Consider the following 15,883-nt stretch of genomic DNA (forward strand, 5'->3'; position numbering starts at 1 on the left):
TCCCTACAGGCATTTACTTAATCATGTCGTCCGATGCCTGGTCTGCCTTCTGGTACAATATCAACTGGCATATAAATCGTACTGATCAGATCAGACCGAAAGCCCTTTCTCAATAGCATAATGAATCAGATCAGCAGTACTACCCAACTCCATTTTTTTCATCAACCTTGCCTTGTGGGTACTGACCGTTTTGCTGCTGATGGCCAGCTTTTCGCCAATATCGTTTATACTTAACCCATTGGCCAGTAAGCGTAGAATCTGCATTTCGCGACTGCTGAGAAGATGATGCGGATCTGTGTCAGCATCACCCAGAGATGTAAAGGCAATCCGCTCGGCCATATCAGGATTGAGAAAGCGCCCACCGGAAGCCACTTTTCGCACTGCATGCAACAGTACATCAGGATCACTGTCCTTTGTGAGGTACCCGGCTGCACCGGCTTTCAACTTTCGGCGGGCGATCTGTGGCTCATTATGCATGCTGAGCACCAATATCGGCAGATCGGGATAGCGATCGTGGACTCTACGAACCAGCGCCTCTCCACTCAACCCCGGCATGGACACATCCAGCAGCAAAAGATCAAACTCCTTCTCATGCAATATCCGTATAACCTCGCCACCAGAAGATGCCTCACCAGCAACAACAATATCATCGGTATCACCAAACAGCTGCTTCAGCCCTTCACGCACAATCATATGATCATCAGCGATCAGCAATCTGACCATTCTTCACTCCCTACTTGGTCGACGGGTTTGCGTATATCAGATGAACCTGTCACTGAATCTGACTGCCTGCATACCAGCTTTTCAAGCCCCTCTGAATTACGCAGATGGATATCCAACTGCTTGAAGGAGATCTCGATTCCAGCCTTATTGAACTCACTATCGATATATCGGTTGATCTCATCAATCGCCGGGTTGCGATCATATAGCTCCTTCACGTGAATACGCAGCTCATGATCCAATGTGCTGTCACCAAAGCTCAGAAACAGCACCTGAGGTTCCGGATCACTCAGCACGCGATCATTGATCCGCGCCGCTTCAAGCAGTATCTCACGGGTGCGCTCAAGGTCAGAACCGTAGGCAACACCAACTTTGACCACAACACGTGTCACCGTGTCGGTCAATGACCAGTTGATCAATTGCCCAGTGACAAACGTCTTGTTGGGAACAATGATATCCTTGCGGTCAAAGTCTGTGATGGTGGTGGCTCGGATACGAATCTGTCGTACACGCCCCGAGAAATTATCCAGTGTGACCACATCACCGATTCTGATAGGACGCTCGAAAAGGATAATCAGGCCTGATACAAAATTGGCAAAGATCTCCTGCAAACCGAAACCCAACCCCACACTGAGCGCCGCCACCAGCCACTGCAGCTTATCCCAACTGACCCCAAGCGACGAAAGTGCAAACACCAGCCCGATCGCTGTGATGGTGTAGTTCATCAGCGTTGTGATCGCATAGGCACTTCCTTGCTGCAGGTTGAGCCGCGACAGAATAAGCATCTCAAGCAATCCCGGAAGGTTACCGGCCAGAAAAATGGTAAAACCAATGATGAACAGAAAGGTCAGAAAATCACTCAGGCTGATCGGCAAGGGAGAATCGCTACTGCCATATTCCCACAGCACCATATTATCAAGATAATGGAAAGTGCTCAGCAGATCGTACCAGACTGAATAAGTGACAACTCCGAACGCCAACAGCAGCGCAAATCGTCCCAGGCGTAATGTCTGATTGCGTACCTGCTCAATATCCAGATGTGGAAGCGCTTCCAAATCAGGATCGTTGTTACTCTCACCCTCACTGGCAGCAGCCTGTTTCTGGGCCATCTCACGCGCCTTCATCATGCTTTGATGGCGCAATCGCTCCGTGCCTAACTCTATGCCCCGCATGATTACAGCCTCGGCAATCACCCAGCCAGTCAAGAGATAGAAGGTTGCCAGCACGCGTCCAGTCAGCTTAAGGCTGGTATAGTAGTAGCCCATCAGCGTCATTATCACCAGCGCCAGTGGCAGCAGCACCAGCACAATCATCACCAGCCAGTGGATGCCCTGTGAGTTATAGATCAGGGGCAAGCGTCTTAGCAGACGGAAGAACAGCCACGAGATGGTCGTAAAACTGACGATCAACACCAGCATACCGATCACATCCCGGTTCAGCGACAGGGTTTGCTGTTCGGCGAGTGCCAGAACAAAGCTGGTGGGCAACAAAACCCAGATGAACTTCTTCAAAAACCAGATCAATTCTCGCCTTTGCTGATCAGACCATCCGAAGTGATGTTCTGCAATGCGACTGCCTCCCACTATCTGACCCATAAAGCGCACCACAAACCAGCTCAAGGCTATGGCGATCAAGCCTTGCCCCAGCCCCGGCACACCCGAATCTGCCGATTGAAACATCAACACCCCGGCGGCACTGAGCAGCAGTGGTCCCGGCAGCACGCGGGCAGCAACAGCCATAAGCGCCTGAGGGGTCAACCAGGGGTTCGGTGGCGGGAGCGGGACTGCCTCTGCTATGGCAATAAAGCTGTAATAGCGTTGTTGGGTATAGTTCCTGAACAGCTGATCTATCTCTGAGATACGGTAACGCAATCGTTCCCGCCCGAACCAGCAGAAAAATGCCAACAACAATAACAGCGTGGCTCCAGCCACCTGCTCCAGGGGATGCTTCAAGTCAGGCCGGACACTGATCTGTGTCACCAACTCTTTGACCTGTATAGCAGCGCTCTTGGGAAGTAAGAGAAACCAGCTCAGATTCAATGGTCGATTGCTGGGAATCCAGAACAGGCTTTCATCCAGCCGCATGCGTACGCGCTCACTGGAGATGATCAGGTCGCGCTGTTCCTGCTGCAACTCAACGGAGGTGCTCAGCGTTCGGTCGATGACCTCTTGCAACTGCAAAAGCTCAGCAGAGTCGCGGGTACGAGATTCACGATTGGTGCGCCGCTGCTGTGCCACTTCAAATTGCTGCAGTCGCAGCCCTGCAATAAAATCAGATAACTCAGGATCCCTGATCGGCTGAGGCAGTCCGAGGCGCTGCTCCTGCAGCACACGGTAGATCAAAAAACTGCCCTGCAAGGCGGAAAGGTATTCGTTGAGGGTTTCTTCACTGGTGCTCAACCGGTGCTGCTGAGCTCTAACCTCTTGCAGACGCTCTGTCAATTCCTGATGCTTAGCTGTCAGCTCCGAGACCCTTTGCTGTAACAACTCTCGGGCATCTGGCTCAAACTGGCGAACAGGATCTGTCTGAGCAAAGCCGAACGGCAGGCTAAGGCTCAGTAACACCAGCAGTGTCAGATGAAGAGTCCAGCGGATTGAAACAGAAGGTAAAAGCACTTTCATGATATTGCAGAACACCCATACCTGGTTATGAAGAGACACCCTTCCTGGCAGATCGAGGGCTGTTCCCCATCATAGTGACTGCCAGCGGATTATCCACCCGTTGTATTCATGAAGCGTACGATCTGCACATCACCATCGGTGGTGAAGTGGTGTTTCTCGGGTTTCAGATCCATCGCATCGATGATGGTCTGGCGAAGAGGTTCATTATCTTTTGGGTATTGCCTCAGGACCTCTTTCAGATCAACCGAGTGCTCATTACCGAGACAGAGCAGCAGCCTGCCCTCTACCGTGACACGCACCCGGTTACAGTCACCACAGAAGTTATGGCTGTGAGGTGAAATAAAGCCTATCTGACTGTCACTGTCGGTCATCGCATAATAACGCGAAGGGCCAGCTGTCTGCGTTGAGGTGGGAGTCAGCGAATAGCGGGTTTCGATGATGTCACGCACATCATCACTGGAGCAGTAGGTTTCGTCACGGGTATGATCCGAGATGTGCCCCAGTGGCATCTCTTCGATAAAGCTGATATCCAGATTGCGCGCTCGCGCCAGCTCCACCAGATCCAGCACTTCATCATCATTACGCCCCCGCATGACGACGGCATTGAGCTTGATCCGCTCAAAACCTGCCTCGCGTGCGGCGTCTATGCCTTCAAGCACTTTAGTGAGATCACCGATACGGGTGATACGTCTGAATTTATCCGCATCAAGAGAGTCCAGACTGACATTGAGCCGCTTCAGACCTGCTGCTTTCAGGGCTTTTGCCATGTGGGGTAACTGACTGCCATTGGTGGTCATGGCGAAATCTTTGAGGCCCAGCGAGCCGATATAGTCCACCAGCTCCAGTACACCTCGTCGGACCAGTGGCTCCCCCCCGGTAAGTCGGATCTTCTCGACCCCCAGTTCAGTGAAGACGTGCGCAATGCGCCCTATCTCCTCCAGAGTCAGTATTTGATCTCTGGGCAGAAAGGTCATTTTTTCACTCATGCAGTAGACGCAACGGAAGTCACAACGGTCCGTAACGGACAGGCGCACATACCTGACCTGTCGACCGAAACGGTCAACCAGCTGTGTTGCGGGTGTGATGAGTGAGTTCATGCTTATTTTTTCTCCCAACGCCTGGCTGCATCGCTGTCACTGTCGCGTGCGCTGACCCAGTAGTCACCGCTTGCCGTGTGCTCCTTTTTCCAGAAGGGTGCACGCGTTTTAAGATAGTCCATAACGAAGTGACATGCTTCAAATGCTGCCTGTCTGTGTGCGGAGGCCACCACCACCAACACGATCTGATCGCCCGGCTCCAACCGGCCGACACGATGTACAATTCTCATACCCTGGAGTGGCCAGCGCTGATCCGCCTCGTCTGCGATCTGCAGCAGTTGCGCTTCAGTCATGCCCGGGTAATGCTCCAGCGTCAGCGCTTCTACTTCTGGCCGCTCATTGAAGTCTCGCACATAGCCGACAAAACTGGTGACGGCACCGATATCGGTTCGTCCAGCCGTCAGGCTATCGACCTCCTTCCCCAGATCAAAGTTTTCTGTCTGTACACGCACTTGATTCATCATCAACCACCTGTGACGGGAGGAAAGAAAGCTACCTCATCACCAAACCTGACCACAGAGTCAGGATGACTCATTTCGCGGTTTACTGCAACCAGTAAATTAGGCCGATTCAGGACCGTTGCCCAGGGCTCACCTTTTGCCTTGATTTGCGCGATCAGGACAGCAACCGTTGTCTCCTCCCCTTCACCCAACTCAACCGCCAGTTCATCAACCGACAGAGCTTCACGCAGCTCGGCAAAGAAGCGCACCTGTAACTGAGATCCTGCCGCCGTCTGGGCCTCTACTACTGGATTCGAGTCAGCATGCTGCAGCGATTCATAGGTCCAGTCACCCGATTTGCCTCCGGTCTTTTCCAGCACCTTGATATCTTCTATCACCATACCCTTATCGACGGCCTTGCACATGTCATAGAGCGTCAGAGCCGCAACAGATGCCGCAGTCAGGGCTTCCATCTCCACGCCTGTCTGACCGGCCAGTTTGCAGGTTGCTTCGACCAATACGCCCGGTAACGATGCATCCGGGATCAGATCAACAGTGACCTTGCTCAGCATCAGGGGATGACACAGCGGAATCAGATCCGGTGTGCGCTTGGCCGCCTGAATTCCGGCTATGCGAGCCGTGGCCAGCACATCGCCCTTGGCGTGAGTCCCCTCCACGATATGCTGCAATGTTGCAGCACTCATACGCACTCGCGCAGAGGCTGTCGCGGTGCGGGCTGTCACCTTTTTCTCGGAAACATCAACCATCCTTGCCTGCCCGCGGGCATCCAGATGTGTCAGCTTATTCATATCAGAACCTTATTTTCAGGCTCCGGTAAAACCGGGAAGCCAGCTGTAAAATGGATAGATCTCGGCAACCGCTCCAGGTTCAATCTCTGCCTGATCATCCGCTATTCTGATCAGACAGTTCCCTCGCTGCATGGAGGTCAGAATACCTGACCCCTGCGAGCCGGTTGTTCTGACTCTCAGTAATCCCTGCTCATCGTTGTAAAAGACACCACGATGAAAGTCACTGCGCCCTCTTCTACTGACCATTTTCTCATCAGAGACAGCCTTAAGGATAGTCGGACTCCAACCTGTCTGCCCTTGAAGTCGGCGAATCAGGGGTTGTACCAGCAGCATGGCGGTTACCATGACGGCCACGGGATTACCCGGCAACCCCATGAACAGACTGCGCCGCTCATCTTCATCCTGGCCCAATTGCCCGAACGCCAGAGGGCGCCCCGGCCTGATAGCCAGTTGCCAGAAACCTGTCGACCCCAGACTGGCAAGTGCCTGTTTGATGAAATCCGCTTCACCCACAGAAACACCACCAGATGTGACCACCAGATCTACTTTTCCCCGAATGCTATCCAGTGCCTCGTAAACCGCATCAGGATCATCCGGTATAATACCCAGATCCTGTACGTCACAACCGAGTGCCTGCAACAGTGCATGCAGAGTGAAGCGATTGGTATCGTAAATACCACTACTCCCGAGAGGTTGGCCGGGTAGTGTGACCTCATCACCGGTCGAGAAGATCGCCACTGACACTCTATTGAACACCTCTATCCGAGCAAATCCCAGTGATGCCAGCAATCCTATCTCAACCGGCCCCAGGGACTGGCCTGCCTTCAATACGCTACTGCCCTGTCGGATATCTTCACCGGCCCGACGAACATTGGACCCGATCTTGATACGATCCGCATCTTTAATCTGCAGCAGATTACCCTGCTGCTGTGTCATCTCTTTCATGACAACCGTATCAGTGCCACTCGGCATCGGCGCACCGGTAGTAATCCGCACCGCCTGACCGGCCTCTGCCTGAAATGAGTGATCCTGCCCCGCCAGTTGCTCACCCAGTACCTGCCACTGATCAAGGGTTTTCAGCTCTGCACCCTTCAACGCAAAACCATCCATCGCTGAATTGATTCGCTGCGGCACATTCATGGGTGCCACAATATCACTTACCAGTAGGCGCCCTGAGGCCTGCTGCAACTCAATCGATTCAATCGCTGGCCTGGCTGTCACCGCAGAAAGAATCAGCTCAACCCCCTCCTCCAGCGTGAGATGGCGATTACCCGGGGTGATATAGTCGAAACAGGAAGGGGCAGCAATTTCAGTCATTCAGTACCTCTTCTACTGTTCAGTCTGGTTCTGATTCTGGGGTTGGATAATCAAACCACAATAACTCAGTACAAAGGTTTCGATCTCATCCAGGTCGTTCAGGTTCAATCTGGGCAGTGTGCAATCGGCTGGTATCTGATCCGGCTCATCACAGGCCACTGCCACGATATGTTCATCTTCATGGTAACGCCAGGTTTTACCGACATCAGCACGGTACAACTCAATTTTCGGGTAAGCCTCTGCCTTGAACCCTTCAACCAGTATCAGATCCAGGTTCCTGTGATCCAGATGCTGCAGCAGATCCTGCAGAGAGGGGTCTGTCTCACGCATATCCTCCACCATCAAGGCCCAGCGCTTTTGCGATGCGATAAGCATCTGACTGGCACCAGCGTGTCGAATTTCATAGCTGTCTTTGCCGGGTTTATCGACATCAAACTCATGATGCGCATGCTTGATACAGCCGACTCGAATGCCGCGCTGCTTCAATCTGGGCAACAGGGCTTTGAGCAAGGTTGTCTTGCCGGTGCCACTCCAAGCAGCAAAACCGATCAGGGGCAGCGCTTTATTTTCGTTCATCAGCCATCCAACTCTGTCGCACTTTCACTTGATATCTTCCGGACGATTGAAGTTATGCAGCGCTTCCGGCGGAAAAATGACCTCCGACATCCCCACCGAAGCATACCAGCGATCCGGTTTGCGCTCGTTCGCTGCCAGAGCTTTCATCAGCTCAGGTAACACTGTGCGTCGCATCATCACCACCATTGGCTGCAACCACTCACCATCACTGGCCACTACGATCGGTTGTTCACTTCGAATCGCTTCGGCACTGAGCTTGGCAATCAGATCCAGCGGTATGAAAGGGCCATCACAGGGCACGAATACAACCCAATCTCCGGTGGCATGCGTCAGCCCGGTAGCGATCCCCATCAACGGCCCCTGAAAACCTTCATCCAGATCCTTGAACACTGAATATCCCAGTGATGAGTAGCGATCAATATTACGATTAGCATTGATGATCAGCTCACCCACCTGAGGCGACAGCCGCTCAATAATATGCTCGATCAAGGGTTTTTCCTGATAGAGCACCCAACCTTTATCTTCCCCACCCATTCGCTGACCTCTGCCGCCAGCGAGCACAACTGCCGTTATTTTTTCTTTTGCCGATGTCATAGTTCCCTCTGAGTTTCAGTAATGCAGCAATTGTCCATTACTCAGTACCCAGCGCTGCTCGCAGATTGCACTGAGTGCTGTTGTCTGATGCGAGCTCAGCAGTATACCGGCCCCCTGCTCCTGCAGGCTGCGAATCAGTGTCACCAACTGTTCCACTGCATCGGTATCCAGATTAGCAGCCGGCTCATCCAGTAACCAGAAGGCTGGCCGCAATAGCCAGGCTCTCGCCATCGCCAGCCGCTGCCGCTCACCTCCTGACAGCGTTCTCGCCTGCTGATGCGCCTTGTGCTCAAGACCCGCCCAGTTCAGCGCCTCTTTGATCCGCTCTTCGCGTGCCTGACGACTGACACCCTTAATGGCAACCAGGCGCAGATTATCCTCAACCCGCTTATCAAACATATAGGGATGCTGATGCAGATAACAACAGGTACCGGCTTTCAGTTGTCGGTTATCCAGCAACAATTTTCCGTGTGTGGGCTGAATCAGCCCCGAGAGTACCTTCATCAGGGTAGTCTTGCCACTGCCGTTAACCCCAACCAGGTGGATAGACTCCCCCTGCAGCCAGGTAAGCTGCTCAATCTGCCACAAGCGTTTACCATCGAACTGTTGTTCGAGCTTCCAGGCCTCCAGCAGATGACTCATGAAAACTGCCTCATTGCGTGACACTCTGAATACTGCGGCCACGACTGACGCCCACGATCACATTCAATACCAGCGCCAGCGTCAAAAGGACAATACCCAGTGCAATGCCCTGGACATATTCACCTTTAGTGGTTTCCAGTGCGATTGAGGTGGTGATGGTGCGTGTGTAACCGGCGATATTTCCACCGACCATCATGGCGCACCCCACTTCGGCCACAATGCGGCCAAAGGCCATCACCACCGCGGCCAGTACCGCAAAACGCACCTCAAGAGTGATCAGCCACAGGGTATACAGGCGCGAGCACCCGAGTGAGCGGGCTGTTTCCCAGGCATGGCGCGACACGCCCTGGTAGGCAGCATGCAGCATGGCGACCAGCAGCGGAAAACAGATCAGTATCTGTCCGATGATCATGGCGGGCTGAGTGAACAGCAGCCTCAGATCACCAAACGGCCCGCTGCGCGATAACAGCAGCACCAGTATCAATCCGATCACCACCGTAGGGATTGCCAGCAGGGTATTGTTCAGCGTGACCACGATCCAGTGGCCGGGAAAACGCCAGAAGCTCAACGCAAACCCTGCCAGCAATGCCACTGGCAGGGAGATGAACAGCGCCGTCAGCGATACACGAAAGGAGACCATGATGATCTCCCAGAGAACTGCATCTCCAGAAAACAGAAGCTTAAGAGCTGCACATGTTGCCTGTATCAAAGAATCCATTAACGACTGCTTATCTCAGATGACGACTTATGAATGGGTACCTGAAAAATCTATGGGGATCATAGAGTTCATGGCTGTTGATTGGCAAAAAATAGTTGCTCTCCTTCAACCTTGAAGCTGTTTATCAGTGCCTGACCCTCTTCAGACACAAGCCAGTCCGACAGTTTTCGAGCCATGGCATGATTTACATCCAGATGACGCGCGGGATTCACCAGAATCACCTGATAGGGATTGAACAGTAGCTCATCCCCCTGAAACAGCAGCGATGCATCCAGTCTGGCGCGCATTGCCAGCCAGGTGCCGCGGTCGGTCAGCGTATAACCTTCCATCTCATCGGCAATCGACAATACCTGCCCCATGCCCTGACCAACTGCACGATATCCTGCAAATGGAAGTTCGACAGCTGCCTGTTGCCAGAGCTCAAGCTCTTTGATGTGCGTACCTGACTCATCACCTCTGGATACAAATATGGCCCGCTCAGCAGCGATGGCACGGAACACTTCAACCACCGAATCCTGCTTGCTGATCCCAGCCGGATCAGCCTGTGGGCCAACAATAACAAAATCATTGTACATCAACGAGCGAGGCTCAATACCGTAGCCACCAGCGACGAAACGCGCTTCAGCCTCGGGAGCATGTGTCATGACCAGATCAACATCACCATCCTGTCCCAATCTGAGAGCCTTACCCGTGCCAACTGATATCACGTGCACGGTGATATCATGCTCCGCCTCAAAGTGCGGCAACAGATAATCCAACAGGCCTGAATTGTATGTACTGGTTGTTGTAGCCAGGCGTAACATCTCCCGAGCCTGAGCAGTGACCGCAACACTCAGCAAGATGAACAGCAGCATCAAACCAGCAAGCTGTCTGGTGACGGCAACTCTTTTCATCATGATGTGATCTCTTTCCTGTGTGATTGGGTATATTCACATGTGATAGCAATTTAAAGGCCAGTTAATCTCCATCAGTCCGCCAAGGCCTTGATCTGTGCAGGCGTTTCACCGGATATTAGCCTAAAGTGATAGCTATTTTACTGGACGCTGGAAGGAAAGATGGGTCAGAATTACCCAGCGACATATCCAATAGAGACAATAAGTCCCATTTTTCACAGCATAACAATAATCGAGTCTGCCCATGTCAATTCTGCAGGATTTCAATCTTTGTCGGTCAGCATCCGTTCTGGTGGTTGATGATGAAGCGGGTATGCGCTCATTTTTGCAGAAAGCCCTGCAAAAGCACTTTGGTCTGGTAGAGGTGGCCGGCAGTATTGAGTTGGCCGAGGAGCTGCGCAAGCGTTGCCATTTTGACCTGATCATTCTGGATGTCAAACTGCCTGGCCGATCCGGCATCGAGTGGTATGAAGCCCTTGAAGACCCCAACCGTCACAGTGATGTGATCTTCATGACCGCCTATGCAGAGCTGGATACAGCCATACAGGCACTGCGCGTTGGTGCCGCCGACTTCATTCTGAAGCCCTTTCGCCTTGAGCAGATGATGAATGCGGTCAGACGCGTGCTGCAGAGGCGACAACTGGCCAGAGAGAATTTCCTGCTGCGCCGTGAAATGACTCAACTGGTAGAAACCGACAGCCCCATGCTCGGCGACAGCCCCGGCATCAAACGCCTCGAGGCAGTGATTCAACGAGTTGCACCTACCCCTTCGGCCGTATTGATCGAGGGTGAATCCGGTACCGGCAAGGAGTTGGTTGCAAGAGCGCTGCATCAGCAGTCCGGCCGGGATGGCCCGTATGTACCGGTCAATTGCGGCGCCATAGCACCTGAGTTATTGGAAGCAGAGCTGTTCGGCCACACCAAGGGTGCATTCACCGGTGCAGACAGAGCTCGTGAAGGGCTGTTCAGCTTTGCCAGCGGTGGCACGCTGTTTCTGGATGAGATAGGCGAACTGCCCCTGAGCATGCAGGCCAAACTGCTGCGCGCGCTGGAATCCAAAACGGTCAGACCGGTGGGAAGTGAGCAGGAGATACGCATTGATGTGCGCATTCTCGCGGCCACCAACCGCTCGCTTGCCGATGAGGTTCAGGCCAGTCGTTTTCGTGAGGATCTCTTCTATCGCCTCAATGTGCTGACACTGACGCTGCCTCCCCTGCGTGAACGAGCTGAGGATATTCCACAGCTCGCACACTATTTTTCGCGCAAACTCTCGCAGGAGCTTGGCTTGCCTGCCGTGCCCTTCTCGCACGAAGACCTGATGGCGATGCAGTCTCACCATTGGACCGGCAACATCCGTGAGTTGAAAAATTTCATCGAGCGCTGCATTCTGCTCGGACACTTGCCGCTGCATGAGCTGAGCGGCCAGGATGCCCTCAACGGACGAATGCCTGGCTACCCAAGCTGCTGGCCTCTGGATGAGGTGGAGCGACGTCATATTCTGCGTGTGCTGGAGGCCTGCGAAGGGAACAAGTCAGCCACTGCCCGTCAGTTGGGTATTGCCCGCAAGACGCTGGAGCGCAAGCTGATCGCCTGGCAGGATGAGCCGCTGATTGAATCCACCGAGCAGAGCTGAAATGTCTCTGCCACTTCATCAGTCCGTCAAGGGTAAGCTGCTGACGCTGACGCTGATTCCCATAGTGCTGACGCTGCTGGCCTTGATCGGTTTGACCGCTTACTGGACCAGCAGCTATGTCAATCGCCAACTCTACATGAAAGTGGCGGCAGACCTGTCGGTAGCCAGAAGTACCCTGCAGATGATGCAGGATCGGCAGCTTGAGCGGCTGCAACAGTTGAGTAACGCCTGGCATATCCATCGAAATATGACAGATGATCAGCGTTCCCTGTTGAATGCACTGGTAAACCAGATTCGTGATCGCCATGATTTTGATTTTCTGCGCCTGCTGGATATGCAGCAACTGGAGCAGGCACGGCAGAACGAACCCAGTCTTGCACCACTCATCGCTCAGGCTATGGAAGGTAAAGGTATCAAAGGGCTGTCCGTCATTGAACTGGAAGAGATGCGGCATATTCATCCGGATCTGGCCGAGCTGGCCACCATACAGGTTGTTCCGACACCACGTGCTCGCCCATCTGATAAGTCTCGTGAAACACGAGCCATGTTTGTCCGTACCCTCTATCCTGTTTTTGATGCCGATGGCGAACCGGCTTTTCTACTGGATGGCGGCGTGATGCTGAATCACAATCTGCAGTTCGTGGATACCATCCGCGAACTGGTCTATGGCCCGGACACACTGCCTGAAGGCGGTATCGGAACCGTGACCCTGTTTCTGGATGACATCCGTATCACGACTAATGTACCGGCACCCGGTTCACAATTGACGGACACGCTGCAGGAGCGCGCCATCGGTACCCGCATATCCGAAGAGGTATACAACCGAGTGCTGGACGAGGAGTTGATGTGGCTGGATCGCGCCTTTGTTGTCAGCGACTGGTATGTCAGCGCCTATGAACCGATCTATGATCTGCACAACCAGTTGATCGGCGTGCTCTATGCAGGTTTTTCGGAAGGCCCCTTTATCCGCGCCTACCTGCGCACACTTCTGGAACTGGGCGCCATACTGGCGATTATTTTGCTGATTTCCGCTTTACTGGTCTGGCGTAGTGCCAGCCAACTCTTCGCCCCGGTTAAGCGGATACATCAGTCTGTCATGGAAGTCCGAGCCGGAAATAATCAGGCACGCATTGGACGTTTGGACACAGGGGATGAGATGGCCGACCTCGCTCACCACTTCGATGCGATGCTGAATGAGCTGGATGCGCGCCAGACCACCATCCGTCAGTCCGCAGAGCGCCTGGAGCATCTGGTCGAGGAACGCACGCTGAGCCTGACACGCAAGACACTGGAGTTGGTGGAGCATATTGAACTGCTCAAAGCGACCCGCGAAGAGCTTTTCACCAAAGAGAAACTGGCTGTACTGGGCGAGCTGACCGCTGGCATCGCCCATGAGATCAACAATCCAGCAGCCGTGATTCTGGGTCATATGGACCTGCTCCAGGCGGAACTCGGACCAGATGCAGCCGATGTGCAGGAGGAGATCGATACCGTTATCGAACAGGTTTACCGTATCCAGGCGATCATCAATAATCTGCTGCAATACAGCCGCCCAGATCAGGTGATTGATCAACTGCAGGTGATCGATATCAACCGCACCATTGAGGATACTCAAGCCCTGGTACGACATGCCCTGGACAAGAAAGGGATCGGCATAACGTTAGACTTTACCGAGATCTGCGATGTTGAAGGTAACCGCCAGCAGATACAGCAGGTGTTGATCAATCTGCTGCTGAATGCCGCCAATGCCATGGAAAACAAAGGTAACATCCTCGTTCGCACCCGCCCCTGGCATGCACCGGATGGTGCCGAGGGTGTCTGCATTCATGTTGAGGATCGTGGCCAGGGGATAAGCGAGGCGGTGCTGGACAAGATCTTCGATCCCTTCTTTACCACACGCGAGGGCGGCAATGGCCTGGGATTGTCGATCAGTCGCAGCCTGACCCGCCGTTATGGTGGCGATCTACGTGTCAAATCCACGCCGGGCCATGGCAGCACCTTCACCGTGCTGCTCAGAGCAAAAGCGCTGATCCGCCACGATGATGAAGCCACCATGCAGCAGTTGCTGGCAGGGCTGGGGGTGGCTTGAGCGAAAATGTGAGTGATGAGCTTCGGAGGGTATTGGATGATGATCCGGTTATTCCAGAACAAATCGTGGTTTGAGCTCGCTTAAGAGATCAAACCTACTGATACAGCGAACATCAAATTGCTGGCAGACATTAGGAATTTTAACTTTTTTAGTCGCTGGTGAAACAGTTGACTCATGAGTTACCAAGGTAGCCCCCAGTGTCTTTGCCTTTGCAATCAGCCATGGATCACCCTTGGCCAGAAAAGCATCCCGTTGAGCCGGAGCATAGTCCTGAGTCATAACGAAGTTGACGATCTCGGTAAACGCTGCTTGGGTCTCTTCATCTTGATGTTTGATAAAGTGGCCGGTGCGCTCTTTCGCCCATTTTGCGAGATCGTCATTGCCATCTTTGAGTTCTTTACCAATGAATTCAATGCTGCAAACCTCGCCTGCATCAAACTTGGCATCCAGCAAGTCCCAGTATCCTGGACAAAAATCCATTCCGTAGTATTGGTTCTTTGCCTGGATATAGGTATTCGCATCCAACAAATACTTCAAAGGCGCACCTCATCAGCAAACTTTTTTAACTTAGCAGGATTTATCCCTAATAACTGCCCTGCCTCACGTAATAATATCTGCCCGTTAAAAGCCTGAGATAGCACTGCTTTGGAAAAGCGTTTACTGATTTGGGCATTTTTGGTTCTGTGATAATTTGGCCCCCCATTTCCTTTCTTTTCACGAGCATCCCAAAGAGTTTTTTGCTCTGAAATAAACTGACGGTATTGATCTATATCGATCAAACCGAGGGTGAGCGCTCGGCGAGCAAGTACCCATTGGCTCACGTGAAAGTGTGTTTCAAGAGGAGCAAGATTGTCCCTCCAATCATCCAGGTCATTCCACAAGGGTTGAAACTCAGCTTCGGGGACAAGAAATTCGGCGGCAACAGCGTTACACTTCACCTCGCTTTCATGATCAGAGGACTCACTGCCATCAGAGATGCCGGAAATACCCATCCAGATATGGCAAAGCTCATGGATAAGTGTAAAAAGTCTGGCTCCCGGCGAATCAGCATGATTAACGAAAATGGTCGGAGCAAATTCATCTGCTATAGCGAAGCCACGAAACTCCTCAACAAGTAGCGGTCTGGTAGGGTGACCAAGGCTGGACTCGCGCATGACAAGCACACCAACCGCTTCTATACGCACAACCAAGTCTCGATAATAATCATCCCAAGTGCCACGCTCAGGGTGAGCTGGCACATCCAGAAGCTGTCTCATATCGATTACAATATCTTGAACAGCGGCTTGCGGCCTGACACGTCCAACAGCCACACAGGGGCCTGCCAGCTCATTAGTCAGATACTCCCTATACCACTGTTGGCGTTGCAAAGTCAGTTTGAGCAGGTCAAGCAATTCGGCGCTGGGGCGATTCACACCGCGATTGCCGACGGTTCTGAGATCTGGTATTGGCAGCACATCAATTGGTGGTTGACTGAGAAAAAGATAGCCAAAAGGAACATGGGCCTTATCCGCAAATTTCTGTGCCTGATTAAACGTCAGTGCTTGCTTGCCAGCTTCCCACAGATAAAGGCGCTCTGCACTGATCCCGCATTTTGCAGCAAACTCAGCCACAGAAGTCCCTGAGCGCTCACGCGACCAAGTCAGCATTCTGTTGTTTATCTGTGCTGTTGTTGCCATGAAAACCACTCCCTATCAGCCTTTCAATTATATAGGTCAGGACACCCTGCCACCATAA

General features: G+C 52.9%; 15 protein-coding genes. 2 read left to right on the plus strand and 13 right to left on the minus strand.

The window, feature by feature from the left end:
- Positions 1-90: 90 nt before the first annotated feature.
- The 11 genes from ACK3CJ_RS14025 to ACK3CJ_RS14075 form a co-directional block, all read right to left on the minus strand.
- Positions 91-723 carry a response regulator gene (locus ACK3CJ_RS14025; protein WP_409522838.1) on the minus strand — a complete coding sequence of 211 codons (633 nt, stop codon included), beginning with the start codon at positions 721-723 and terminating at the stop codon, positions 91-93.
- Positions 708-3,341, minus strand: coding sequence for a mechanosensitive ion channel domain-containing protein (locus ACK3CJ_RS14030; RefSeq protein WP_409522839.1), 2,634 nt, complete (start codon positions 3,339-3,341; stop codon positions 708-710). Before ACK3CJ_RS14030 ends, ACK3CJ_RS14025 begins: the two co-directional genes overlap by 16 nt.
- 89 nt (positions 3,342-3,430) lie before the next feature.
- On the minus strand, positions 3,431-4,438 hold the full coding sequence (moaA, locus tag ACK3CJ_RS14035) for a GTP 3',8-cyclase MoaA (protein WP_409522840.1): 1,008 nt from the start codon (positions 4,436-4,438) through the stop codon (positions 3,431-3,433).
- A gap of 2 nt (positions 4,439-4,440) precedes the next feature.
- Positions 4,441-4,899, minus strand: a complete 459-nt coding sequence (gene moaE / locus ACK3CJ_RS14040) for a molybdopterin synthase catalytic subunit MoaE (RefSeq protein WP_409526594.1) — start codon at positions 4,897-4,899, stop codon at positions 4,441-4,443.
- Positions 4,900-4,901: 2 nt separating this feature from the next.
- Positions 4,902-5,687: a cyclic pyranopterin monophosphate synthase MoaC gene (moaC, locus tag ACK3CJ_RS14045; protein WP_409522841.1), complete on the minus strand. Its 786-nt coding sequence runs from the start codon at positions 5,685-5,687 to the stop codon at positions 4,902-4,904.
- 15 nt (positions 5,688-5,702) lie between these two features.
- Positions 5,703-7,004, minus strand: a complete 1,302-nt coding sequence (gene glp / locus ACK3CJ_RS14050) for a gephyrin-like molybdotransferase Glp (RefSeq protein ID WP_409522842.1) — start codon at positions 7,002-7,004, stop codon at positions 5,703-5,705.
- Positions 7,005-7,016: 12 nt separating this feature from the next.
- Entirely contained in the window at positions 7,017-7,580 is a 564-nt protein-coding gene (mobB, locus tag ACK3CJ_RS14055; RefSeq protein ID WP_409522843.1) for a molybdopterin-guanine dinucleotide biosynthesis protein MobB, read from the minus strand.
- 24 nt (positions 7,581-7,604) lie between these two features.
- Positions 7,605-8,174 carry a molybdenum cofactor guanylyltransferase MobA gene (gene mobA / locus ACK3CJ_RS14060; RefSeq protein ID WP_409522844.1) on the minus strand — a complete coding sequence of 190 codons (570 nt, stop codon included), beginning with the start codon at positions 8,172-8,174 and terminating at the stop codon, positions 7,605-7,607.
- Between the two features lie 15 nt (positions 8,175-8,189).
- Positions 8,190-8,816 carry an ABC transporter ATP-binding protein gene (locus tag ACK3CJ_RS14065; RefSeq protein WP_409522845.1) on the minus strand — a complete coding sequence of 209 codons (627 nt, stop codon included), beginning with the start codon at positions 8,814-8,816 and terminating at the stop codon, positions 8,190-8,192.
- Between the two features lie 10 nt (positions 8,817-8,826).
- Positions 8,827-9,456: an ABC transporter permease gene (locus tag ACK3CJ_RS14070; RefSeq protein WP_409522846.1), complete on the minus strand. Its 630-nt coding sequence runs from the start codon at positions 9,454-9,456 to the stop codon at positions 8,827-8,829.
- A gap of 146 nt (positions 9,457-9,602) precedes the next feature.
- Complete coding sequence (locus ACK3CJ_RS14075) at positions 9,603-10,430, minus strand: substrate-binding domain-containing protein (RefSeq protein ID WP_409522847.1); 828 nt, start codon at positions 10,428-10,430, stop codon at positions 9,603-9,605.
- Positions 10,431-10,671: 241 nt separating this feature from the next.
- Between ACK3CJ_RS14075 and ACK3CJ_RS14080 the strand changes: the two genes are divergently transcribed.
- Positions 10,672-12,060 (plus strand): sigma-54-dependent transcriptional regulator, encoded by a 1,389-nt coding sequence (locus ACK3CJ_RS14080; RefSeq protein WP_409522848.1) that lies wholly within the window; start codon positions 10,672-10,674, stop codon positions 12,058-12,060.
- Between the two features lies 1 nt (position 12,061).
- On the plus strand, positions 12,062-14,149 hold the full coding sequence (locus ACK3CJ_RS14085) for a sensor histidine kinase (RefSeq protein WP_409522849.1): 2,088 nt from the start codon (positions 12,062-12,064) through the stop codon (positions 14,147-14,149).
- A 48-nt stretch (positions 14,150-14,197) separates the two neighbouring features.
- On the opposite strand, the gene ACK3CJ_RS14090 is transcribed toward ACK3CJ_RS14085, so the two are convergent.
- Together ACK3CJ_RS14090 and ACK3CJ_RS14095 are read right to left on the minus strand one after the other, a co-directional pair.
- Positions 14,198-14,686 carry a DUF4411 family protein gene (locus ACK3CJ_RS14090; protein WP_409522850.1) on the minus strand — a complete coding sequence of 163 codons (489 nt, stop codon included), beginning with the start codon at positions 14,684-14,686 and terminating at the stop codon, positions 14,198-14,200.
- A complete protein-coding gene (locus tag ACK3CJ_RS14095; RefSeq protein WP_409522851.1) occupies positions 14,683-15,825 on the minus strand; it encodes a helix-turn-helix domain-containing protein in 1,143 nt (380 codons plus the stop codon). The genes ACK3CJ_RS14090 and ACK3CJ_RS14095 overlap by 4 nt, the downstream gene beginning before the upstream one ends.
- Positions 15,826-15,883: the final 58 nt, after the last annotated feature.

It is taken from the genome of Nitrincola salilacus (assembly GCF_046271865.1).
GTDB lineage: Bacteria > Pseudomonadota > Gammaproteobacteria > Pseudomonadales > Balneatricaceae > Nitrincola > Nitrincola salilacus.

What these genes read in the sequence shown, in the direction of transcription:
- ACK3CJ_RS14025 (WP_409522838.1), bottom strand. Translation starts at nt 723, where the DNA reads ATGGTCAGATTGCTGATCGCTGATGATCATATGATTGTGCGTGAAGGG.
- ACK3CJ_RS14030 (WP_409522839.1), bottom strand. Translation starts at nt 3,341, where the DNA reads ATGAAAGTGCTTTTACCTTCTGTTTCAATCCGCTGGACTCTTCATCTG.
- moaA (WP_409522840.1), bottom strand. Translation starts at nt 4,438, where the DNA reads ATGAACTCACTCATCACACCCGCAACACAGCTGGTTGACCGTTTCGGT.
- moaE (WP_409526594.1), bottom strand. Translation starts at nt 4,899, where the DNA reads ATGAATCAAGTGCGTGTACAGACAGAAAACTTTGATCTGGGGAAGGAG.
- moaC (WP_409522841.1), bottom strand. Translation starts at nt 5,687, where the DNA reads ATGAATAAGCTGACACATCTGGATGCCCGCGGGCAGGCAAGGATGGTT.
- glp (WP_409522842.1), bottom strand. Translation starts at nt 7,004, where the DNA reads ATGACTGAAATTGCTGCCCCTTCCTGTTTCGACTATATCACCCCGGGT.
- mobB (WP_409522843.1), bottom strand. Translation starts at nt 7,580, where the DNA reads ATGAACGAAAATAAAGCGCTGCCCCTGATCGGTTTTGCTGCTTGGAGT.
- mobA (WP_409522844.1), bottom strand. Translation starts at nt 8,174, where the DNA reads ATGACATCGGCAAAAGAAAAAATAACGGCAGTTGTGCTCGCTGGCGGC.
- ACK3CJ_RS14065 (WP_409522845.1), bottom strand. Translation starts at nt 8,816, where the DNA reads ATGAGTCATCTGCTGGAGGCCTGGAAGCTCGAACAACAGTTCGATGGT.
- ACK3CJ_RS14070 (WP_409522846.1), bottom strand. Translation starts at nt 9,456, where the DNA reads ATGGTCTCCTTTCGTGTATCGCTGACGGCGCTGTTCATCTCCCTGCCA.
- ACK3CJ_RS14075 (WP_409522847.1), bottom strand. Translation starts at nt 10,430, where the DNA reads ATGATGAAAAGAGTTGCCGTCACCAGACAGCTTGCTGGTTTGATGCTG.
- ACK3CJ_RS14080 (WP_409522848.1), top strand. Translation starts at nt 10,672, where the DNA reads ATGTCAATTCTGCAGGATTTCAATCTTTGTCGGTCAGCATCCGTTCTG.
- ACK3CJ_RS14085 (WP_409522849.1), top strand. Translation starts at nt 12,062, where the DNA reads ATGTCTCTGCCACTTCATCAGTCCGTCAAGGGTAAGCTGCTGACGCTG.
- ACK3CJ_RS14095 (WP_409522851.1), bottom strand. Translation starts at nt 15,825, where the DNA reads ATGGCAACAACAGCACAGATAAACAACAGAATGCTGACTTGGTCGCGT.